Origin of the sequence: Methylocystis sp. H62 (assembly GCF_015709515.1) — a bacterium.
Taxonomy (GTDB): Bacteria; Pseudomonadota; Alphaproteobacteria; order Rhizobiales; family Beijerinckiaceae; genus Methylocystis.
In genome coordinates, this window is the sequence record NZ_JADNQZ010000059.1 from 423157 (window position 1) to 443010 (window position 19854).

Here is a 19854-nt window from a genome sequence, read left to right on the forward strand (position 1 = left end):
GCTTGATCAATGGTTGCACAGGGTCCTGCATCAAATGTGTCGGTGGGCGGTCGCGCCTATGCGATCGTCGACCACACCTTTGACGTCGTCGTCGTCGGCGCGGGCGGGTCTGGGCTACGCGCCGTCGTTGGCTGCGCCGAGGCGGGACTGAACGTCGCCTGCGTCACCAAGGTCTTTCCAACCCGCTCGCACACCGTGGCGGCGCAGGGCGGCATCGCCGCCGCGCTCGGCAACATGGGGCCGGACAATTGGAAATGGCACATGTACGACACCGTCAAAGGCTCCGACTGGCTCGGCGACCAGGACGCCATCGAATATATGTGCCGCAACGCCCCGCCCGCCGTCTATGAATTGGAGCATTGGGGCGTCCCCTTCTCGCGCACGAGCGAAGGCACGATCTATCAGCGTCCGTTCGGCGGGATGACGACGGATTTCGGCAAGGGTCCGCCGGCGCAGCGCACATGCGCGGCCGCCGATCGCACGGGCCACGCGATGCTCCACACGATGTATGGACAGGCGCTGAAGCTCGACACCAAGTTCTTCGTCGAATTTTTCGCGCTCGATCTCATCATGGATCAGGACGGCGCCTGCCGGGGCGTCGTGTGCCTGAAGATCGATGACGGGACGATTCATCGCTTTCGCGCCGCGCTCACCGTGCTCGCGACCGGCGGCTATGGCCGCGCCTATTTGTCAGCAACATCGGCGCACACCTGCACCGGCGACGGCAACGCCATGGTGCTGCGCGCCGGGCTGCCGCTGCAGGACATGGAGTTCGTGCAGTTTCATCCGACGGGGATCTATGGCGCGGGCTGCCTGATCACCGAAGGCGCGCGCGGCGAGGGCGGCTATCTGACGAACAGCGAAGGCGAGCGCTTCATGGAGCGCTACGCGCCCTCCGTGAAGGATCTCGCGCCGCGCGACATGGTCTCGCGCGCGATCACGATGGAGGTGCGCGAGGGCAGGGGCGTCGGCAAGGAGAGGGATCACGCCCATCTGCATCTCGAACATCTCGATCCGGCGATCCTGCATGAGCGCCTGCCGGGCATTTCCGAAAGCTCGATGGTTTTCGCCGGCGTCGACGTGACGCGCCAGCCGATTCCGATCATACCGACCGCGCATTACAACATGGGCGGCATACCGACGAATTTTCACGGCGAGGCGCTGCGCAAGCGTAACGGCAATCCCGACGAGGTGGTGCCAGGTCTGATGGCGCTTGGCGAAGCGGCTTGCGTTTCCGTGCATGGCGCCAATCGCCTCGGCTCGAATTCGCTCATTGATCTCGTCGTCTTCGGCCGCGCCGCGGCGCAGCGCGCCGCCGAACTCATCAAGCCAAACGATACGCAGCCGGAGCTTCCCGCGAATTCGGCCGATCTCGCGCTGTCGCGTCTCGATTTTTTCCGCAACGCCAACGGCGGAACATCGACAGCCACATTGCGCGACAGGATGCAGCGCACGATGCAGTCGCATTGCGCCGTCTATCGCACCGGCGAGGTCCTCGCCGAAGGCGTCGAGCAGATCAACGCCGTCTGGCGCGACGGCGCCGACGTCAAGATTGTCGATCGCTCGCTGATCTGGAACTCCGATCTCGTCGAGACGCTGGAATACGACAATCTCATCGTGCAAGCGGTCACGACGATGGAAAGCGCCGCCAACCGCACGGAGTCGCGCGGCGCGCATGCGCGCGAGGATTTCCCGAACCGCGACGACAAGAACTGGATGAAGCATACGCTCGCGACGATCGATCGCGAGAGGAAGACCACATCGATCGATTATCGCCCGGTGCACAGCTACACGATGACCAATGAGGTGGCTTACGTCGAGCCGAAGGCGCGGGTGTATTAAGGCGACGGGAATGCGACAATGTCTATCGAAGAAGCGACAGCAGGCTGTTGGAAGCGTGCCGCACCGCATCAGCGCCCGTTGCTCCGGCACGGTCGTATCGTACGTCCGCATTTGAAAGCGCCGGACTGCGCGACGCCCGATGAGACTGCGTCTGAGGACATGCTGCTATGAATGCAATCACGATCAAGAGCATCAGCCCCCAGGCGATCGCCCGGATTCAGGAGCTCGCCGCCGTCCATCACCGCACGGTGGAGGAGGAGGCCGCCGACCTTCTTGAGAAGGCGGTCAGCGAGAACACTGTTCGCGCGGCTCGTCTGGCCGCTGTAGACCGCATCGCCGCCATGACTCCAAAGGATGTCGAGCAAAGCGACAGCACCGCGATCATTCGCGAGGCGCGCGACCAGTGGTAGTCGTCGTAGACGCGAGCGTTGCGGTGAAGTGGTACGTCGCGGAGGCTTGGCGCACTGAAGCGCGGAACGTGTTGGCGAGCGCCGCGGAACTGATCGCGCCCGACATTATTCTCACAGAGGTAGCGAACGCCCTGCGGCGTAAAGTAACAGAAGGGACGGTGACAAAGGAGCAGGCGTTGAACGCCCTGGACGATCTTCCTGCCTCTTTTTCCCGGATCGTCCATGCTGAACAGACTCTGCGCGCCGCGTTCGACTTGGCGTTAAGCCTTAGTCATCCTTTCCCGGACTGCGTCTATCTTGCATGCGCTATTATGAACGGCGCGAATCTGGTGACTGACGACCGAAAATTCCTCGAAAAGGCGGTCGTCAACGGACATCGAAACCACGTCGTTCTCCTCGCCGACTGGCCGGCGCAAGAGCCGGACCAACAAGGATCGTAGGATCGAGAAATGGTCGAATTCGCCCTCCCCAAAAACTCCGTCATTTCCGAAGGCAAAACGTGGCCGAAGCCCGAAGGGGCCGAGCGCCTTCGCGAATTGCGCATCTATCGATGGGACCCTGACGACGGCGCCAATCCGCGCCTCGACACCTATTTCGTCGACGCCGACGACTGCGGACCGATGGTCCTCGACGCGCTGATCTGGATCAAGAACAAGATCGATCCGACTTTGACTTTTCGTCGCTCCTGCCGTGAGGGCATCTGCGGCTCATGTTCGATGAACATCGCGGGTCTGAACACGCTCGCCTGCACCAAGGGCATGGATGACATCGACGGCGCGATCAAAATCTATCCGCTGCCGCATATGGCGGTGGTGAAGGACCTCGTGCCCGATCTGACGATCTTCTATGAACAATATGCGGCGATCCAGCCCTGGCTGCGCGCCGGACCCGCCCCCGAGAAGGAGCGGCTGCAATCGCCGGAGCAGCGGGCCAAGCTCGACGGGCTCTACGAATGCATCCTGTGCGCCTGCTGCTCGACCGCCTGTCCGAGCTATTGGTGGAACGCCGACAAGTTTCTTGGTCCCGCAGCGCTGCTGCAGGCGTTCCGTTGGGTGCAGGATTCGCGCGACGAAGCGACCGAGGATCGAGTCTCCTATGTCGACGACGTCTTCCGCCTCTACCGCTGCCACACGATCATGAATTGCACCCAGGTCTGCCCGAAGAGCCTGTCGCCGGCGAAGGCGATCGCGGACCTCAAAAACATGGCGATCGCCCAGGACGAGGCGGAGTCGCGCTGAGTTCCGCTGAGCGCCCGGCCGCCTTGATCCCGCCGCGCCGCCGGTTTAGGACGGAACAAACGTCTTCGGAGATCTGCGCCATGTCGACCCGCGCTCGTCGTAGTTGCGCCTCGCTTCTCATCGCCTCTTGCCTGATCGCCGCTTGCCTGATCGTCGGCGGCCCTCGGACCGCCTCGGCGCAGCAGTTTCAAGCCGATCCCGGAGCGCCTGACGCTTCCGGCTCTGTAACGACGCAGCCGAAGGCCAAGAGAGCGAAGGCGCAGCAATCGCCGCGCGCCAACGCCGGCGCCAGCGCCGGCCAGCAGCAGGGCGGCACCGGCAACCGCCAGTTCGGCGAGCTTGAAGGCTGGTCGCCGGGCAAGGCGCCGCCCGGTGGAAAGCAGAAGGAGAAGGAAGGCGAGACGTCGAGCCCGCCGAAGGGCGGATTGCCCATTGGCGTGTCGCCCTCGGGCAATATGTCCGTCGGTCTCCCGTTCTAACCTTCTCAGACGCCGGGATCGCCGGCTGGAGTTAATCATGGCGTATAAGGTTGCCGTCGTCGGCGCTACGGGCAACGTAGGCCGCGAGATGCTCGATATTCTCGCTGAGCGCCGCTTCCCGGTTTCGGAAGTCGTTGCGCTGGCGTCGCCGAGTTCGATCGGCACGGAGGTGTCCTTCGGCGACAGGACGCTGAAGTGCAAGGTGCTCGACTCCTATGATTTCTCCGACGTCGACATTTGTCTCATGTCCGCGGGCGGCTCCGTCGCGAAGGAATGGGCGCCCAGGATCGGCGCGCAGGGCTGCGTCGTCATCGACAATTCTTCGGCCTGGCGCATGGACCCTGACGTGCCCTTGGTGGTGCCGGAGGTGAACGCCGCCGCCGCGGCGGGATTTTCCAAAAAGAACATTATCGCCAATCCGAACTGCTCGACGGCGCAGCTCGTCGTCGCGCTGAAGCCCTTGCACGACGCGGCGACGATCACGCGCGTCGTGGTCTCGACCTATCAATCGGTCTCTGGCGCGGGCAAGGAGGGAATGGACGAACTCTTTGCGCAGACTCGTTCGGTGTTCGTCGCCAACCCCGTCGAAGCGAAGAAATTTCCCAAGCGCATCGCCTTCAACCTGATTCCGCAGATCGACGTCTTCATGGAGGACGGCTTCACCAAGGAAGAGTGGAAGATGGTCGCGGAGACAAAGAAGATTCTCGATCCCAAGATCAAGCTTGTCGCCACCTGCGTGCGCGTGCCGGTCTTCATCGGCCATTCGGAAGCGGTGAACATCGAATTCGAAAAGCCGATTTCGGCGGACGAGGCGCGTAACATTCTGCGCGCGGCGCCGGGTGTGCTGGTGATCGACAAGCACGAGGACGGCGGCTACATCACGCCGCATGAAGCGGCGGGCGAAGACGCCACCTATGTCTCGCGCATCCGTACCGACCCGACCGTCGATAATGGGCTGGTTCTGTGGTGCGTTTCCGACAATCTGCGCAAGGGCGCGGCGCTCAACGCCATTCAGATCGCGGAAGTCCTGATGAACCGCAAGCTGCTCGCGCCTAAGAAGAAGGCGGCGTAACGCCCGAAGGCGATCATCATCGCCAAATGGGCCGAGCGGCAGCGCCAAGTGGGCGATCGCGGTCGAAAGCGAATTGCCGACGGCAACGGCTTATTTGTTGATCTTGAACAGCGCCGGATCAGGCACTTTGGCCTGGTCGATGTTGAAGACCGAAATCAAGGTCTCATAGCCTTGCGGGTCCTTCACCTCCCATTGCTTCAATTTGAAGGTCTTGGGGTCGAAGATCAGACGCACGTGCGACGTGCCGCCGAAGGTCGCCTTGTCCTCAATAGCGATGGTGACGCCGGAATCATCGATCTTCACGTCCTCGACGACGACATCCTTTTCGAGGTCGATCTTGTCCTTCATCAGGAATTTGAGCGGCGTCTGAGTGATAAAGTAGAGATCCTGCGTGTTGAGCTTACGGTCGCGCACCGCGACCTGCGCGCCATCGGCGACGACTTCCATCGTCGCCGGCTGGGCGTATTCGAAACGCACCCGGCCGGCGCGCTGAACGTGAAGCTTGCCTTCCGAACGCTTGCCGTCGCCGCCGATCTGCACGAAATCGGCGGTCATCACCGGCGATGCGTTGAAAAAAGCGTTGGCGCGCTTGAGCGCTTCGTCGCGGGTGAGCGGCTTCTCCGGCTCGGGCACGGGCGGCGGCGCGATCGTGGCGGCGGCGGCGGGCCCCTGCGCGCTCGGTTTGGCGGTCTTCTTCCCGATCGGGTCTGCAGGCTTCGCCTCTCCGGGCTTGGCCGTCACGGGCTTGACCGTCACGGCCTTGCCGTCGACGCCCTTCTCGTCAGCAGATTTGACCTCAGCCGATTTCGACCCTGTTTCCGCGGGTCTGGCTTCGGCTGGCTTCGTCTCTGCTGCTTTATTATCGGCGACCGCCGGAACGCTTCCCTGCGACGGCGGCGCAGCGCGCGCGACTGTCGCAGCGGCGGCCGGGACGGCGAATGAAAGCGCGGCGAGCAGGGCGGCAAAGCGAACGTATGTCACGGCGGGTTCCGATTCAGAGGGAAGCTGTCGCCGTCTTCCTAGCATAAGTTGGCGGAATTGGGGGCGGCGACGACGTTGATCGGGCGAGGCCGGAGCGTTTCCGGCAATCCTTGCTGCACAAGCGCGACGGGCGGATTTTCGATAGAGTTCGAGGGCAGAATTCGATTTTGTGTACAAAAATGTGTATTATATTAAGGGATATGCATGAAGGAGCTTGGATTCGAATGGGATGAAGAAAAAGCGGCGCTGAATCTCGCCAAGCATGGAGTCTCCTTCCTGCGAGCCGCCGAGATATTCGCAAATGAGATGCTGGAGAAGATTGATGACCGAGAAGACTATGGCGAACTTCGATTCATCGCCCTTGGTCGTGTGGAGACCGAGGTCTATCGCGTGGTCTACACATGGCGGGGCGAAGGGGTCGTTCGACTGATTAGCGCGCAAAGAGCAAACAGGAATGAGCGAGAAACCTACTACCGCGAAATATACTCTTAGCGAGATCAAAGCCGCGCGGGCGCGTGGCGAAGATCCAACGCGGCGCGACGCTCCGGAGGCCGAATCGCTTGGCGAGGATTTTTGGAAGGATGCGCGGGTCATGATGCCGCGCGGCAAGACTTCCGTGCATCTTCGCCTCGATAGCGACGTCGTGGAATGGTTTAAGGCCCATGGCAAAGGCCATTTGACCCGCATGAACGCCGTGCTGCGCGCCTATGTCGATGCGCATAAGGGAAGGGGGTAGGCTTAAAATAGCGCAATGCATCAGTCGTCACTGAATTCATTAAGGATATCACCTTGGCCAAACTTAACATAGGCCTTCGGCAGGGGAGGCTTATGTGCCAGATGCCTCACAATGAAAGGCTTGAACTCATTGCGGAGGGCTTACCCGTCGTATTTCAGAGCGCACAGGGCTTCTGGGATGCCGCCGAGGTACTTAAAGAACGACATCGAGAAGCAGACGTTCTAGAGGGTTTTGCTGAAGAAGAAGCAGCAAAAATCCTAATCTTGATGGACATAGTGCGCTGTCCGCCATCACTGGTTTCGTCAAAGATTGGTCTGATGGTAAGCAGGTTTTACGACCATTTGGCGCGCCTTTTATATGCCGAGGCTCAGCGCTGGAAGCCTATGCATGTTTCCCAACTGCGGGAATACGTCGATGAGCAGAGACGGGCGCACTATCTCGAAGGATACGCTGGTGAATATATTCTGCCAAACTGGAACATAGCGCGCAGAGAAAGCCAACTCTACGCCGATATCGAGGCGTATGAGGATGGCGCCCCAACGTGGAATGCGCCTACCGGATACGCATCTGGCTTGCCTCGGCTCAAACCCGTCGCTCTGCGCGTCGCTGAGTCGCTCTCAAATGTTGGAGCCTATAGTTTGAAAGGGGTCCAAGCTATAGCCAATTTTTGGGGAACGACTGAATTCAAAGACACAGAGAACTGGCAGGATTCTGAGAATCTCACTCGCTGCCTACTTGAAACGCTGATTGCTGAGGGTCTTCCGTCCGAACGCGCGTCGGAACAAGACATGTCAATGCTTTACGACTCTTGGCAGATGCCAATGTACAATCTTGAATTCAAATTGATTGACGTGCCGCTTGAAGATTTAGAGCGGGAAAGAGACGCCATGCTTTGGGCTGAAGCAGGATACGACAGCGAATATTAGCCAACGATCTAAGGGCGCTGATCCGACATGGATTACTTCGCGGTCCCCAAGCCCTCACCCTAACCCTCTCCCCGTAAAAGGGGAGAGGGAACGCGCCTTACTCCGCCGCCTCGATATCGAAGGCGCCCCGGTCGATGCCGCCGCCAACGAGAATTTCGCGCTTTCCGGCGTGGTTAGGCGCGGAGACGACGCCTTCCTGCTCCATGCGTTCGACGAGCGAAGCGGCCTTGTTGTAGCCGACCGAGAGGCGGCGCTGGATGTAGCTCGTCGAGCACTTCTTGTCGCGCAGCACGATATTGACGGCGCGGTCGTAAAGGTCGCCGCCTTCCTCCGCGTCCATCGAGCCGGGCAGGGGCGCTTCGCCGTCTTCGCCAGCATCATCCTCGACGGTGATGGCGTCGAGATATTGGGGCGCGCCTTGCGTCTTCACATGGGCGACGATGTCCTCGACTTCGTGGTCGGACACGAAAGGCCCATGCACGCGCGAAATGCGGCCGCCGCCCGCCATGTAGAGCATGTCGCCCTGGCCGAGCAGCTGCTCGGCGCCCTGTTCGCCGAGAATCGTGCGGCTGTCGATCTTCGAGGTCACCTGGAAGGAGATGCGCGTCGGGAAATTCGCTTTGATCGTGCCGGTGATGACGTCGACGGAGGGACGCTGCGTCGCCATGATCAGATGGATGCCGGCGGCGCGCGCCATCTGCGCCAGTCTCTGGATCGCGCCCTCGATGTCCTTGCCGGCGACGAGCATGAGATCGGCCATCTCGTCGACGATCACGACGATATAAGGCAGCGTCGAGAGCGTCATCTCCTCATGCTCGAAGATCGCCTCGCCGGTCTCCCGGTCGAAACCGGTCTGCACCGTGCGGGTGATCGTCTCGCCTTTGGCCTGCGCGTCGGCGACGCGGGCGTTGTAGCCGTCGATGTTGCGCACGCCGAGCTTCGACATTTTCTTGTAGCGATCCTCCATCTCGCGCACCGCCCATTTGAGCGCCACGACCGCCTTTTTCGGGTCGGTGACGACGGGCGTTAGCAGATGCGGGATGTTGTCGTAGACGGAGAGCTCCAGCATCTTCGGATCGACCATGATGAGCCGGCACTCTTCGGGCTTCAGCCGATAAAGCAGCGACAGGATCATGGTGTTGATCGCGACCGACTTGCCGGAGCCGGTGGTGCCGGCGACCAGAAGATGCGGCATGCGGGCTAGGTCGACGATCACCGGCTCGCCGCCGATCGTCTTGCCAAGCGCGATGGCGAGCTTGTGGTTGGAGCGGACGAAATCCTCGCAGGCGATGAGTTCGCGCAGATAGACCGTCTCGCGACGCTGATTCGGCAGTTCGATGCCGATGGCGTTGCGCCCTGACACGACGGCGACGCGGGCGGAGATGGCGGACATCGAGCGGGCGATGTCGTCGGCAAGGCCGATGACCCGCGAACTCTTGATGCCGGGCGCCGGCTCCAGCTCGTAGAGCGTGACCACTGGCCCGGGGCGGACGTTGATGATGTCGCCCTTGACGGAAAAATCCTCGAGCACGCCCTCAAGCAGACGCGCGTTGTGCTCGAGCGCCTCCTGCGGGAGCTTGACGCCGCTCGCCTGCTTCTTCGGCTCGGCGAGAAGGGTCAGGGGCGGCGTCTCATAGCGCGTATTGAAGCGGGGCTGCGCGGCGCGGGCAGGCGCACGCGTCCTGCGGGGCACGGGCGCGGACGGGGCGACGGCAGGTTCAAAGGGCGGCTCGTCGAGATCTTGGGCCCCCGGCGACGCAAAGGCGGGATAAAGGTCCATATCCTCGAAGGTCGGCTCGACGCGCGGATAGCGCGGGGGCGGCGGCCGGTCCGTCGTCGCGGCGCGACGTCTGAGTCTTGCGGCGGCGCGCAGCATCCAGGCTTTCAGCGCCAGTCCAAGATGAATCAGCGCGCCGAGCGAGATCAACGCGACGCCAGGCTCGCCGCCGGCGTCGTCGTCATCGTCGGCGCCCGGACGAATCTTCGCGTCATCTTCAGAGGAACGGCTGCGCATATCCGCTTCGGATTCAAAGCCCAGCCCCGCTGCGCCGGTCACGGCGAGAATCGCGACGAGAGCGGCCCCGGCGCCAAAGAGCGCGGTCAGGACGCCGGAGCCGGCAAAGATCAGCCGCGGAACGGTCAGGATGGCGTCGCCGGCGACGCCGCCGAGGCCGGTGGGCAGCGGCCAGCGGTTGGTCGCGGGCAGCAGCGACGCGGTCGCGGCGGTTGCGAAAACGCCGAGGACACAGAGGCCGACGCGCAGCATCACGCGGCCGATCCGGCGTCGTCGCATGAGACGCAATCCCTGGGTCGCGACCGGCACGATGGCGGCGATCGCGCCGAAACCGACGAGTTGCATCAGCAGATCGGAGACGATCGCGCCCGGTCCGCCGAGCAGATTGCGGACGTGGCCGGAGGTCGCGTGGTTGAGCGAAGGATCGCGGGCGGACCAGCTGACGAGCGCCAGCGTCAGCGCGCCGGCGGTCACAAGCAAGGCGGCGCCCAGGATTTCCGCCAGCCTGCGCGCCGCGAACTCGCGAAGCTGTTCGGTAAAATGGCCCCTTGCATGGCTGCGCATATGAAGAGAAGCCTCGCTTGATCGCAGCGCCGCCAACGGCGCGCGGATGCGGGCAGCGTAAAAAATCTCGGTTAAGGTGCGCTTAAGCCTGGTTGTGCGGTTTCTTGCCGCCCGCCGCGACGATCTGATTGATCTCGGCGCCGTAAATGAAGATCGCCGCCAGCATCTGAAGAAAGACGATGGCGATCACGATCGAGGCGAGGCCGGCGTAAGTCGAAACATAGCTGCCAGCAAATCTCGCGAGATAGGCGCCGAAGCCGGCGCCGAGCGCGAGCGACGCGATCAGCGTCAGCGCGATGCCTGGCCCGATGACGGAAAGTCTTTGCCGCTCGGGGGGCAAGTAGCTATGCGCCGCGAGGAGCGCAATCGCGAGCAGGCCGGTGGTGACGCCATAGCGCACCGGACCGTAGAGCGGCTGCAGCTCATGGGCGACGAGCGGAACGTATCGTTCCGCGATCGCCCGCGCGAGCGGCCCGAGCACGAGCAGGATGGCGACGGCGAGGAGCGCGGCCGCGCCGAGAAAGACGTAAAGAATTGATTCGAGGCGCGTCAGCCACCAGGGGCGCTTGTCCTTGAGGTCATAGGCGCGGTTAAGCGCGACGCGCAGCGCTTCCACGCCGGTAGAGGAGAAATATATGGCGAAGACAGCGCCGAGGGTCAGCAGCCCGCCACGCGGTTGCGTCAGCACATTACGGATTTCCCCGGAAATCGGCCCGGCGACGCTCTCCGGCCATGTTTCGAAAAGCAGTTTTGTGGCCGCGTCCGCTTCTCGTCCCAAGCCGAAGAAGCCGGCGAGCGCCGTCAAAAAAATCAGGAACGGAAACAACGACGTCAGGATTGCGAGGGCGATATAGCTTGTGACCGCCCAACCATCGTCGCGGTCGAACTTGAGATAGGCGTCATAAAAGATTTGAAAAAACTTTCGCATGGCGGACTCATGATAGCGTGGCGACCGGGAATGGCGATGGCGGAAGGGAGGGAATTCGTCGATGAGCAGCTTTTCTTTGCGGCGCGCCGCCGCCATCAGCGCGGCTTTTGTCGTTGTGGCGCATTCGACGAGCTGGGCGCTCGCCAGGGACTGCGACGGTCGCGGCTCTCAGACCGACCTCAATCTGTGCGAGGGCGATAATTTCAAACAGGCAGACGCGGAACTCAACGCCTTCTATGCCAAATTGCTAAAAAAGATCAGCGCGGCGGGGCAGTCAAAATTACGGGAGGCGCAAAAATCCTGGATCGCCTACCGGGATGCGCAATGCGCCTTTGAGACTCTGGGGACGATCGACGGCAGCATTCACAGCATGGTCGTGGCGCAATGCCTCACGGATGTGACCAAGCAGCAGACGAAACGGTTGCAGCATCAGCTCACCTGCGAAGAAGGCGACGTCTCCTGCGGCGGTCAGTAGCGCGCTGTTCACGGGCATTCGACTGGCGCTATTCGCGCTGGAAATGCTCATAGACGAGCCGCGCCGTCGTCTTGTTGACGCCAGGAACCTTTTCTAGGTCCGAAAGCGCCGCCTTCGACACCGCTTTCGCCGACCCAAACGCCAGGAGCAGCGCGCGTTTGCGCGATGGCCCGACGCCGGCGATCTCATCCAGTGGGTTCTTGGTGAATTCCTTCTTGCGCCGTGCGCGATGCGTGCCGATCGCAAAGCGATGCGCTTCGTCGCGCAGGCGCTGCACAAAGTAGAGCGCCGGATCGTGCGGCGGCAGGCGAAACGGCTCGCGGCCTTCGACGAAGAATGCTTCGCGCCCGGCGTTGCGGTCGGCGCCCTTGGCGATCGACGCGATCGCCACCCCTTCGACTGCGAGTTCGCGCAAGACGTCGCGCGCCACGTCGAATTGGCCGCGTCCGCCGTCGATCAGAATGAGATCGGGCTTTGCCGGAAACGCCTCGCGATCCTGCTCGGTTTCTCCATCCTTTGCGAGCCGCGCGAACCGGCGCGTGAGCACCTCGCGCATCATGCCGAAGTCGTCCCCCGGCGTGATCTCCGCGCTTCTGATGTTGAAGGTGCGGTAGTGGGCTTTCATAAATCCTGCGGGGCCCGCGACGATCATCGCGCCGATCGCCTGCGCGCCGCCGATGTGGGAATTGTCGTAGACCTCAATGCGCCGCGGCGCCGATACGAGACCAAAGGCCTGGCCGAGCGCCCCGAGCAGGCGCTGCTGGCTTGCGTCTTCGGCGAGCTTGCGGCCGAGCGCTTGCCGCGCGTTCTGAAGCGCGTGGTCCACGAGTTCGCGCTTCTCGCCCCGCTGCGGCGCGAGCACTTCGACGCGGCGGCCAATCCGCGCGGTCAACACTTCTTCAAGCAGCGCGCCGTCCTCGATCGGATGCGAGAGAAAGACGCAGCGCGCCGAAGGGTGCTCCTGATAAAACTGCGCGAGAAAGGCGTCGAGGACTTCCGCCTCGGACAGCGTCGCGTCGGCGCGCGGGAAGTAGGAGCGATTGCCCCAGTTCTGATAGGCGCGAAAGAAGAACGCCTCGACGCAGAAGCGTCCGGCGTCCTTGGCGATGGCGAAGACGTCGGCTTCTTCGACGCTGCGCGGATTGATCCCCTGCGCGCCTTGAACCGCCGAGAGCGCCGAGATTCGATCGCGCAGCCGCGCCGCGCGCTCGAACTCCAGTCGGTCGGAGGCTTCGGTCATTTCGCGCGCCAGCTGTTCGCGGACGTTGCGACTTTTGCCGGAGAGGAAATCCCGCGCCTCTCGCACGAGCTCGGCGTAATCGTCCATGGAGATTTCGCCGGTGCACGGGCCCGAGCAGCGTTTGATCTGATAGAGCAGGCACGGACGCGTGCGATTGTCGAAAAAGCTTTGCGAGCAGGATCGCAAAAGAAATGCGCGTTCCAGCGCGTTCAGCGCTCGATTGACCGCCCAGACGCTGGCGAAGGGACCGAAATAGTCTCCCTTGCGCGCGCGGGCGCCTCGGTGCTTGAGGATCTGCGGCGCATCATGATCCATAGCGATCAGAATGTAAGGGAAGGATTTATCGTCGCGCATCAGCACGTTGAAGCGCGGCTTCAACTGCTTGATGAGATTGGCTTCCAAAAGCAGCGCGTCGGTTTCGGTCTCGACCGAGATGAACACCATCGTCGTCGTCGCCGAGATCATCCGCGCGATGCGATTCACGTGACCTGCAAGACGCGTATAGCTCGCGACGCGCTTGCGCACGTTTTTCGCCTTGCCGACGTAGAGCACCTCGCCGCTTTCGGCGATCATGCGATAGACGCCGGGCCCGTTCGGCGCGTGCCGCCAATGCTTCTTGATGACGTCGACGCCGCGCTTGACGCTTTCAGGCGTCTGGGGCGCCTCGGCTCCCGGATCGCACGGCTCCGCCTGCGCCTCCTCGGCGGCGTCGGGCGCATCGAAGACGTCGTCGTCTTCAGGGGGAAGATCGCGCGGATTTGCGTGAGCGGTCATTCAGCTAGATCTATTCGCCGCCGGCCGCGATGGAAAGACTCGCTGGACTCGACCGCCTGGACCAAAGAGCTGTGTAGAACCTCGAGCCGCCGCGCATTTCCCCTGAGCGCCGCCTTGCGCCCGCCTGTCCGTCTGGCCACAGTCCTGCAAAGCTTGGGCTGCGACGATCAGGGGACGGCATGCAGGCGGCGAGGATCACCGTTGGCGCGGTCCTGTTTCCGGCGCTGGCGCTGGGGCTGGCCGGGTTTTTTTTGTTCGGCGAGCGCTGGATTTCGCAGATTCCAGCGTCCATCGATTTCGTTCCGCCGACTTTCGCGGCGGTATTGTTGATCGGGGCCGTCTTCGCCGCCTTGCAGCACGCCGAAATTCTCGGCGCCAAGACGGGCGAACCCTATGGCACGCTCGTGCTCACGATCGCCGTGACATTTATCGAGGTCGCGATCATGGCCTCGATGGTTGAATATGGCGAAGAAGACCCGACGGAAGCGCGCGAGGCGGTTTTCTCCGCAATCATCATCGTTTGCAATGGTCTCGTCGGCCTCTGCCTTCTGCTCGGCGGCTTCCGTCACCACGAGCAGGAGATCCAGCCGATGGCGACAAGCGCCTATCTGGCCATCCTGATCGCGCTTTCCGTTCTGACGCTCATTCTGCCCGATTATACCACGTCGAGCTACGGACCGACTCTGTCGACAACTCAGCTTATTTTTATCAGCGTTCTTTCGGTGCTGCTCTACGGCGCGTTTCTTTTCATTCAGACGGTGCGGCATCGATCCTACTTTATCGACGTGCATGCCGCCGCCGTAGGCCACGGCGAGTCGAAGCCTTCGCGCGCGGTGACGATAATCGCAGTTGTGGGACTCGGCGTCAGCCTGCTTGGCGTCTCGCTTCTCGCGGAGCGCGTCATTCCCGGTCTGGAAGAGGCGCTTCGCTGGGCGGGCGTCGACGACGTGAACCGGGTGACCGGCGCGGCCGTGGCGATGCTGGTCCTGCTTCCCGAATCGATGAACTCGATCCGCGCGGCGACGCGCAACGCGCTTCAGACAAGCCTCAACGGCGCGCTTGGCTCGGTCGTCGCCACGATCGGGCTCACGGTTCCCGCCGTGGCGCTGTTGAGCGTCGCGACGAACCGGGAGATCGTCTTCGGTCTCGAAAAACGCGACACCGTCTTGCTGCTGCTGACATTGCTGCTGAGCGTTGTGAGCTTCGGCGCCGGCCGCACGAATCTCATGACCGGGCTGGTGCACCTTGTCGTTTTCGCGACCTATATTTTTCTGTTGTTCGTGCCCTGATTGTCACGCGTGGAGCGCCAATGAACGACGACAATCCGATTTTGTATTACGCGCCGCGCACGCGGGCCTCTAGCGTGCTGACTCTGCTTGAGGAACTCGACGTTCCCTACGAGCTGCGTGTGTTGAATTTCCAGCTTGGCGAACAGCGCAAGCCGGAATATTTCGCCGTCAATCCGCTCGGAAAGGTGCCGGCCATCGTTCACAAGGGCGCGCTCGTGACCGAGCTTGGCGCGATTTTCATCTATCTTGCCGACGCCTTTCCGCAGAAAGGCCTCGCCCCAACTATTGGCGACGCCTTGCGTGGGCCTTATCTGCGCTGGCTCGTGTTTTACGGATCAGCTTTCGAGCCCGCGATCGTCGATCGTTCGATGAAGCGCGAGCCCGCGCCCGCAAGCAGAAGTCCCTACGGGGATTTCGATGGCGTCATGGCGCTGATCGACGCGCAATTGGCGAAGGGCCCGTATCTTTTCGGCGAGCGCTTCACCGCCGCCGACATTCTTTGGGGCGGCGCGCTGCGGTGGACAGTCGGTTTCGGCCTTGTTCCCGAAAGCGCGCACATCTCCGCTTATGTCGAGCGCGTGACGTCGCATCCCTGCTTTGCGCGCGTCGCGCAGACCGACGAAGAGCTGCTCAAGATTCATGAAGCGGCGGCGGCGAAGGCGAAAGGCGGCTGATTATTTCGCCTTGCGGCACGTCATTCCCGGCAAGCCGAAGGCCTGACCGGGAATCCAGAGCCGATACAAGAATGTCGATATTCTTCTGGACTCCCGCTCGCTCCGTTATCACGAAGCGTCGAGAATGACATTGCGCCTTACCACTCGATTGGCGTCTCGCCACGCGCGACGAGATAGTCGTTGGCTTTCGAAAAATGCTTGCAGCCGAAAAAGCCGTTATGGGCGGAAAGCGGCGACGGATGCGCGCATTCGAGCACGAGATGTTTGCGCCGATCGACGCCTCCGCCCTTGCGCCGGGCATAGGCGCCCCACAGCATGAAGACGACGGCTTCGCGTTCGCGCGATAGCGCGTGAATGGCGGCGTCGGTGAATTGCTCCCAGCCCTTGTTCTGGTGCGAGCCGGCGGCGTTCTCGCGCACGGTGAGCGTGGCGTTGAGCAGCAGCACGCCTTGTCGCGCCCAGCGCGAAAGATCGGGATCGCGCGAAACGGGACGGCCGAGATCGGCTTCGATTTCCTTGAAGATGTTCTGGAGCGAGGGCGGCGGCGGCGTCGTCGCGCCGACGGCGAAGCAAAGGCCGCAGGCCTGGCCGGCGCCGTGATAGGGGTCTTGCCCGAGAATGACGACTTTCACCGTGTCGAACGGACATTCGTCGAAGGCGCGAAAAATCTGCGACGCCGGCGGATAGATCCGGCCCGCGACATATTCGCCGCGCACAAATTCCCGTAGCGCGCGGAAATAGGGCTGGTCGAATTCCGCTGCGAGATGTTTGCGCCAGCTTTCTTCGAGGCGAACGGGTTTGGTCATTTTGAAGGGCCGGTCGTATCGAATTTATTCCGAATGTGCGTAATCGCCTCTTTGAGTTTCGGCAATTCGTCGACCACCACATTCCATATGATTTGATCGGATAGCCCTTGATATTCGTGACGCAATACATTGCCGATAGCGCGAACGCTCCGCCATGGGATGGTTGGCTGCGTCGCCTTCACTTCGTCTGGAATTGCGCGGCTTGCTTCAGAAATGATCTCGATTGCGCGTTGAATGGCGTGACGCAGAAGCCATTGTCGTCGATAGTCGGCCAGGCTCTTTCCGCGCGTGGCGTCCTCAATGCCGGCAATAGCGTCCAAAATGTCGTCGATGGCGTGGAGGAATTCGCGAGCCATTAAAAAACGCGGACCGCCGATTTCTCGATCGCATGGCGCAGGCGAGGATGCAGGCCGTCCCGAGTGGTCAAATCCACAGCAGTCTTCAACTCATCCTCGAGAAAAAGTTTAATGCCGACAAGATCAAATGCGTTGAATCGGCTGGCGGGATCATAGTCGATGAAAAGATCGAGATCGCTATCCGCCGCCGCTTCGTCGCGCGCGGCGGAGCCAAAGAGGAACAACGATGTCGCGCCGCGAGCCTTGATGGCCGGCGCGCATTCCTGCAGTCGCGTAATGGCTTCGACACGTTTCATAAAGGCAATCTAATCGAAAAGCGCGCCTTTGCTCAATCCTGCAGCGGGCCCCAGGCGGGATCGCTCGCATAGCCTGGCGTCGGCACCTGAGTCTCCGACCGGCCGAAGACGTCGACCATGTGGATTTTCGGTCCGCCGCCGCCCGAAGAATCGCGGAAAAACATCAGGAAGAGACCGTTCGGCGCCCAGGTCGGCCCTTCATTGTGAAAGCCCTCGGTAAGAATGCGCTCGCCGGAACCGTCAATCTTCATGACGCCGATCGAGAAATTGCCGCCGTTCTGCTTGGTGAAGGCGATGTAGTCGCCCTTGGGCGACCAGACCGGCGTCGAATAGCGCCCGCCGCCGAATGAAATGCGCTTCGCCTCGCCGCCATGCGCGCCCATGACGTAGATCTGCTGCGAGCCGCCGCGATCGCTCTCGAAGACGATCCGCGCGCCGTCGGGAGAGTAGGAGGGCGCGGTGTCGATGGCGCCGGTGTCGGTCAGGCGCATCGTCGTGCGCGAGCGCAGATCCATCGTATAAAGATTGGTCGTCGAGCCCTGCGCCAGCGACATGATGATCTTCTGTCCGTCGGGCGAGAACCGCGGCGAGAAGGTCATGCCCGGAAAATTGCCGACCACTTCGCGCTGGCTGTTCTCGATGTTCATCAACAAGACTTTCGGGTCGCCGTCGGCGCCAAACGACATGTAGGTGACGTCGAGCGAGTTGGGCGAAAATCGCGGCGTGACGACGAGTTCGTCGCCGCGCGTCAGATAGCGCACATTCGCGCCGTCCTGATCCATCATGGCGAGGCGCTTGCGGCGCCGGTCCTTTGAGCCGGTTTCATCGACGAAGACGACGCGCGTGTCGAAGAACCCTTTCTCGCCAGTGATGCGGGAAAAAACCGCGTCGGAGAGAAGATGCGCGACGCGCCGCATATTGGCGGCCTCGGTGACATATTGCTGGCCCGCGACTTGTTCGCCCGTCGTCACGTCGAAGAGTCGGAACTCCGTTTTCAGCCTGCCGTCGCCGGCGCGTTGGGAGCGACCCGTGAGGACAAATTGCGCGTTCACCGCCTTGAAGGCGGCGAGGTAGGGCGCGGCGTCCGGCGGTGCGGCGTTCGCGGGCAGGGCGCCGGGGTCGATCGGATTCAAGAACACCGAGCGCTTGAAGTTATTGAGCGTCACGGAGGTCACGGTGCGCGCGGCGTCGTCGCCGACAAAAGGCGCGACGGCGATATTGACCGGCTGAAAGCCGCCGCCCTTGAGATCGATGATGCGTCCGGCGCGCGCCAGAGATGCGGGAAGGAAAGGGGCGAACGTCGCGCCGGCGAGGAGGCCGGCGGCGGCGCGGCGGGTGATGCAGCATGTCATAGGCGATATCTTTCAAGCATCGGCGTGAAGAAAGCGTAGCGCTTTGCGGCGATGGATGGATGTTGTCGGCGAGAGCCCCATCGACCCCCTCCCCAACCCTCCCCCGCTACGCGGGAGAGGGAGCAGATTTGCGCTTCATACGCATCGCGCAAGCGCCGATCGTTAGCGTCCCCTCTCCCGCGAAGCGGGGGAGGGACAGGGTGGGGGCGAATCCGTTCACCTTGAACAACGCCGCTCACTAATTCGCATCCTGGAAGCGGATCGTGACGTCGTGTAGCGCCTCTTCGTAATAGGGCAGGAACTCGGGCGGTATCCGCATCGGGCTGCAGCGGCGCACCGCCTGCATCGCCTGTTCGCCGCGGGCGTGTTCGGTCGGGCTCGCCGAGGCGTTCAGCAGTTTCGGACGCCCTTCGAGTTCGCCGTCGCGGGAAAGATGGAACTCGACGATCGGCGTATAGCTCTGCCCGCCGAGCGACAATCCAGACGCCCAGCAGGGATAGTAGTGATCGTGAATATAGGCGGCGATGCGCGCCTCCATCGAAGCCGACATCGTTGCGGCCGCTCCCGTTGGCGCGCCGAGCGCCGCGGCCTGCGTCGCTCGGCCCGTCGCGGCCTTGCGTTGCGGCGCTTCGTGGCTCAGCAATTTCGAGATGCTGGCGGCGTCGAATTTCGACTTCGGGGCGTTCTCCTCGCCCGACTTCGGCTTCGACTCCTTGACGGCCTTTTCGGCCAGTTCGCCGATCGATGTCTCAGGCTCAGGCTTGTCTTGCGGCTTCTTGCTGTCGAGCAGCTTCGCCACCTCGTCGATCTTGAGCCGCTCTTTCGGCTTCTCCGTCGCCGCCGCGTCCTTTGCCGTGTGGTCCGGCTTCGTGCGTGCGGGCGGCTTTGGCTTCACGACTTCGGCTTCTTCGGGGTCTTTCTTCTCGGGCTCTTTTTTGTCGGGTTCCGGGGCGGCGGCCTTAGGCTTCGCAACCGGCTTGGGCTCGGGTTGTTTTTCGACGGGCTTTGGCGGCGGCTCCGGCTTTGGCGGGAGAGCGGCGACTCGCTTGGGCGGCGTCGGCGGCGCATCGTCGGCGGTCGGCTGCGGCAGCGGACGTACGGGCGGCGGCGGCGTCGCTATGTCCTTCTTCGCCTGCGCGAGCGGCGGCTCGGGCTTCGTCTCGGCTTCCGGCGCGACCTTGTCCACGCGCGGCGTTGGCTTGATCTCGCGTGCGGTTTTCTCGCCCTTCATGATCTGCGTGAGTTCGCTGTCGGTGACGAGGTCGACCGGCACCGTCTCCACCGCATCGTCGAATTTGCGGGCGTCGGAAAACAGGACGAACGCCGCCAGAAGCACTCCCGCGTGGATCGCCGAGGAGAGAGGAAAACCCGGTTCGGAGCGCGAAATTTTCACTTCCGCTCA

At 62.4% G+C, this 19854-nt stretch carries 21 protein-coding genes; 12 read left to right on the plus strand and 9 right to left on the minus strand.

The genetic code is table 11. From position 1 onward, the window contains the following. Positions 1-9 precede the first annotated feature (9 nt). The 6 genes from sdhA to IYY11_RS21440 all read left to right on the plus strand — a co-directional run bounded on the left by sdhA (position 10) and on the right by IYY11_RS21440 (position 5041). Positions 10-1842 carry a succinate dehydrogenase flavoprotein subunit gene (sdhA, locus tag IYY11_RS21415; RefSeq protein ID WP_196405731.1) on the plus strand — a complete coding sequence of 611 codons (1833 nt, stop codon included), beginning with the start codon at positions 10-12 and terminating at the stop codon, positions 1840-1842. Between the two features lie 167 nt (positions 1843-2009). Next, the gene (locus IYY11_RS21420) at positions 2010-2252 is read left to right on the plus strand and encodes a FitA-like ribbon-helix-helix domain-containing protein (protein WP_196405732.1); all 243 of its coding nucleotides are present in this window, start codon (positions 2010-2012) and stop codon (positions 2250-2252) included. After that, positions 2246-2692 carry a type II toxin-antitoxin system VapC family toxin gene (locus tag IYY11_RS21425; protein WP_196405733.1) on the plus strand — a complete coding sequence of 149 codons (447 nt, stop codon included), beginning with the start codon at positions 2246-2248 and terminating at the stop codon, positions 2690-2692. Before IYY11_RS21420 ends, IYY11_RS21425 begins: the two co-directional genes overlap by 7 nt. A gap of 9 nt (positions 2693-2701) precedes the next feature. Further along, entirely contained in the window at positions 2702-3490 is a 789-nt protein-coding gene (locus tag IYY11_RS21430) for a succinate dehydrogenase iron-sulfur subunit (RefSeq protein WP_196405734.1), read from the plus strand. Between the two features lie 80 nt (positions 3491-3570). Next, positions 3571-3969 carry a hypothetical protein gene (locus IYY11_RS21435; RefSeq protein ID WP_196405735.1) on the plus strand — a complete coding sequence of 133 codons (399 nt, stop codon included), beginning with the start codon at positions 3571-3573 and terminating at the stop codon, positions 3967-3969. 37 nt (positions 3970-4006) lie between these two features. Continuing rightward, positions 4007-5041, plus strand: a complete 1035-nt coding sequence (locus IYY11_RS21440) for an aspartate-semialdehyde dehydrogenase (protein WP_196405736.1) — start codon at positions 4007-4009, stop codon at positions 5039-5041. Positions 5042-5131: 90 nt separating this feature from the next. Here IYY11_RS21440 and IYY11_RS21445 read toward each other — a convergent pair whose 3' ends face one another. Continuing rightward, the gene (locus IYY11_RS21445; protein WP_196405737.1) at positions 5132-6022 is read right to left on the minus strand and encodes an outer-membrane lipoprotein carrier protein LolA; all 891 of its coding nucleotides are present in this window, start codon (positions 6020-6022) and stop codon (positions 5132-5134) included. Positions 6023-6226: 204 nt separating this feature from the next. Between IYY11_RS21445 and IYY11_RS21450 the strand changes: the two genes are divergently transcribed. Genes IYY11_RS21450 through IYY11_RS21460 form a run of 3 tightly spaced genes read left to right on the plus strand, consistent with a single transcriptional unit; the run spans position 6227 to position 7684 of the window. Further along, on the plus strand, positions 6227-6514 hold the full coding sequence (locus IYY11_RS21450; RefSeq protein ID WP_196405738.1) for a BrnT family toxin: 288 nt from the start codon (positions 6227-6229) through the stop codon (positions 6512-6514). After that, a complete protein-coding gene (locus tag IYY11_RS21455; RefSeq protein ID WP_196405739.1) occupies positions 6477-6758 on the plus strand; it encodes a BrnA antitoxin family protein in 282 nt (93 codons plus the stop codon). The genes IYY11_RS21450 and IYY11_RS21455 overlap by 38 nt, the downstream gene beginning before the upstream one ends. Positions 6759-6811: 53 nt before the next feature. Further along, positions 6812-7684, plus strand: coding sequence for a hypothetical protein (locus IYY11_RS21460; protein WP_246720148.1), 873 nt, complete (start codon positions 6812-6814; stop codon positions 7682-7684). Positions 7685-7781: 97 nt separating this feature from the next. Here IYY11_RS21460 and IYY11_RS21465 read toward each other — a convergent pair whose 3' ends face one another. After that, on the minus strand, positions 7782-10262 hold the full coding sequence (locus IYY11_RS21465; protein ID WP_196405740.1) for a DNA translocase FtsK: 2481 nt from the start codon (positions 10260-10262) through the stop codon (positions 7782-7784). An 82-nt stretch (positions 10263-10344) separates the two neighbouring features. Continuing rightward, positions 10345-11190, minus strand: a complete 846-nt coding sequence (locus tag IYY11_RS21470; RefSeq protein WP_196405741.1) for a YihY/virulence factor BrkB family protein — start codon at positions 11188-11190, stop codon at positions 10345-10347. Positions 11191-11251: 61 nt separating this feature from the next. Here IYY11_RS21470 and IYY11_RS21475 point away from each other — a divergent pair, with 61 nt between their 5' ends. After that, positions 11252-11665, plus strand: coding sequence for a lysozyme inhibitor LprI family protein (locus tag IYY11_RS21475; protein WP_196405742.1), 414 nt, complete (start codon positions 11252-11254; stop codon positions 11663-11665). 28 nt (positions 11666-11693) lie between these two features. On the opposite strand, the gene uvrC is transcribed toward IYY11_RS21475, so the two are convergent. Beyond that, a complete protein-coding gene (gene uvrC / locus IYY11_RS21480; RefSeq protein ID WP_196405743.1) occupies positions 11694-13679 on the minus strand; it encodes an excinuclease ABC subunit UvrC in 1986 nt (661 codons plus the stop codon). Between the two features lie 179 nt (positions 13680-13858). Between uvrC and IYY11_RS21485 the strand changes: the two genes are divergently transcribed. Together IYY11_RS21485 and IYY11_RS21490 are read left to right on the plus strand one after the other, a co-directional pair. Then, the gene (locus IYY11_RS21485) at positions 13859-14968 is read left to right on the plus strand and encodes a calcium:proton antiporter (protein WP_196405744.1); all 1110 of its coding nucleotides are present in this window, start codon (positions 13859-13861) and stop codon (positions 14966-14968) included. A 20-nt stretch (positions 14969-14988) separates the two neighbouring features. Further along, positions 14989-15642: a glutathione S-transferase family protein gene (locus IYY11_RS21490; RefSeq protein ID WP_196405745.1), complete on the plus strand. Its 654-nt coding sequence runs from the start codon at positions 14989-14991 to the stop codon at positions 15640-15642. A gap of 137 nt (positions 15643-15779) precedes the next feature. Here the strand turns inward: IYY11_RS21490 and ung are convergent, their stop codons facing one another. The 5 genes from ung to IYY11_RS21515 all read right to left on the minus strand — a co-directional run bounded on the left by ung (position 15780) and on the right by IYY11_RS21515 (position 19845). After that, complete coding sequence (ung, locus tag IYY11_RS21495; RefSeq protein ID WP_196405746.1) at positions 15780-16448, minus strand: uracil-DNA glycosylase; 669 nt, start codon at positions 16446-16448, stop codon at positions 15780-15782. After that, on the minus strand, positions 16445-16804 hold the full coding sequence (locus IYY11_RS21500; RefSeq protein ID WP_196405747.1) for a DUF86 domain-containing protein: 360 nt from the start codon (positions 16802-16804) through the stop codon (positions 16445-16447). Before IYY11_RS21500 ends, ung begins: the two co-directional genes overlap by 4 nt. Further along, the gene (locus tag IYY11_RS21505) at positions 16804-17100 is read right to left on the minus strand and encodes a nucleotidyltransferase family protein (protein ID WP_196405748.1); all 297 of its coding nucleotides are present in this window, start codon (positions 17098-17100) and stop codon (positions 16804-16806) included. Before IYY11_RS21505 ends, IYY11_RS21500 begins: the two co-directional genes overlap by 1 nt. A 32-nt stretch (positions 17101-17132) precedes the next feature. Then, the gene (gene tolB / locus IYY11_RS21510; protein ID WP_196405749.1) at positions 17133-18452 is read right to left on the minus strand and encodes a Tol-Pal system beta propeller repeat protein TolB; all 1320 of its coding nucleotides are present in this window, start codon (positions 18450-18452) and stop codon (positions 17133-17135) included. Positions 18453-18690: 238 nt separating this feature from the next. Beyond that, the gene (locus tag IYY11_RS21515) at positions 18691-19845 is read right to left on the minus strand and encodes a cell envelope biogenesis protein TolA (protein WP_196405750.1); all 1155 of its coding nucleotides are present in this window, start codon (positions 19843-19845) and stop codon (positions 18691-18693) included. Between the last annotated feature and the right edge of the window lie 9 nt (positions 19846-19854).

Coding starts and splice junctions, on each gene's coding strand:
- sdhA (WP_196405731.1), top strand. CDS start 10: ATGGTTGCACAGGGTCCTGCATCAAATGTGTCGGTGGGCGGTCGCGCC.
- IYY11_RS21420 (WP_196405732.1), top strand. CDS start 2,010: ATGAATGCAATCACGATCAAGAGCATCAGCCCCCAGGCGATCGCCCGG.
- IYY11_RS21430 (WP_196405734.1), top strand. CDS start 2,702: ATGGTCGAATTCGCCCTCCCCAAAAACTCCGTCATTTCCGAAGGCAAA.
- IYY11_RS21435 (WP_196405735.1), top strand. CDS start 3,571: ATGTCGACCCGCGCTCGTCGTAGTTGCGCCTCGCTTCTCATCGCCTCT.
- IYY11_RS21440 (WP_196405736.1), top strand. CDS start 4,007: ATGGCGTATAAGGTTGCCGTCGTCGGCGCTACGGGCAACGTAGGCCGC.
- IYY11_RS21450 (WP_196405738.1), top strand. CDS start 6,227: ATGAAGGAGCTTGGATTCGAATGGGATGAAGAAAAAGCGGCGCTGAAT.
- IYY11_RS21455 (WP_196405739.1), top strand. CDS start 6,477: ATGAGCGAGAAACCTACTACCGCGAAATATACTCTTAGCGAGATCAAA.
- IYY11_RS21465 (WP_196405740.1), bottom strand. CDS start 10,262: ATGCGCAGCCATGCAAGGGGCCATTTTACCGAACAGCTTCGCGAGTTC.
- IYY11_RS21470 (WP_196405741.1), bottom strand. CDS start 11,190: ATGCGAAAGTTTTTTCAAATCTTTTATGACGCCTATCTCAAGTTCGAC.
- IYY11_RS21475 (WP_196405742.1), top strand. CDS start 11,252: ATGAGCAGCTTTTCTTTGCGGCGCGCCGCCGCCATCAGCGCGGCTTTT.
- uvrC (WP_196405743.1), bottom strand. CDS start 13,679: ATGACCGCTCACGCAAATCCGCGCGATCTTCCCCCTGAAGACGACGAC.
- IYY11_RS21485 (WP_196405744.1), top strand. CDS start 13,859: ATGCAGGCGGCGAGGATCACCGTTGGCGCGGTCCTGTTTCCGGCGCTG.
- IYY11_RS21490 (WP_196405745.1), top strand. CDS start 14,989: ATGAACGACGACAATCCGATTTTGTATTACGCGCCGCGCACGCGGGCC.
- ung (WP_196405746.1), bottom strand. CDS start 16,448: ATGACCAAACCCGTTCGCCTCGAAGAAAGCTGGCGCAAACATCTCGCA.
- IYY11_RS21500 (WP_196405747.1), bottom strand. CDS start 16,804: ATGGCTCGCGAATTCCTCCACGCCATCGACGACATTTTGGACGCTATT.
- IYY11_RS21505 (WP_196405748.1), bottom strand. CDS start 17,100: ATGAAACGTGTCGAAGCCATTACGCGACTGCAGGAATGCGCGCCGGCC.
- tolB (WP_196405749.1), bottom strand. CDS start 18,452: ATGACATGCTGCATCACCCGCCGCGCCGCCGCCGGCCTCCTCGCCGGC.